This is a genomic window from Dysgonomonas sp. 520, from assembly GCF_010501095.1.
Lineage (GTDB): Bacteria > Bacteroidota > Bacteroidia > Bacteroidales > Dysgonomonadaceae > QVMP01.
Genome location: NZ_QVMP01000013.1, coordinates 131,076 through 131,550, shown reverse-complemented (window position 1 = coordinate 131,550; position 475 = coordinate 131,076). Strand labels below are relative to the sequence as shown.

The window sequence follows — 475 nt, the reverse complement described above, 5'->3', positions numbered from 1 at the left end:
AAAAAGTATTTGCCGGAAAAATTGATTTCTATGGGAACTTTCAACCGCATTATATCGATACCATTGACCTGGCACGGCTAACTCTGGCCAATGACCCTACCGTTAATTCGTACAAACTGGAACTGATTGCCGAAAGGTTGAATTTGGAACTGGATGACGCGCACGATGCGGACGCGGACGTGACGGCAACACTGAATATCGTAAGGGTATGCTCCGGACGTATGCGAAACTGCGAAGGCGGTGGAGACAATGGCATAATGAAAAGGGAAAAGACCAGAAACCATTTTAAGATATAGCTTATGGAAGAAAAAGATATTCCAAAAAAGGAAACGGTTTCTTTCTCAAAAGAAGAAAGGATGATGTACGGGGTGTTGGATTATGATGGCAATGAACTGATGGCAGCGATAACAGGCTATAATCTGGAAGTATCCTTCAATATGCGGCTGATTAATTCCCTTGCCGATGCCGAGAGTTG

1 protein-coding gene is annotated in these 475 nt (G+C 43.8%); it reads left to right on the top strand.

Translation table 11 applies throughout. The features are described 5' to 3' along the window. Window positions 1–296, top strand: a 296-nt coding sequence (locus tag D0T56_RS16760) for an exonuclease domain-containing protein (protein WP_255491146.1), incomplete at its 5' end; no start/stop codon positions are given. Window positions 297–475 lie beyond the last annotated feature (179 nt).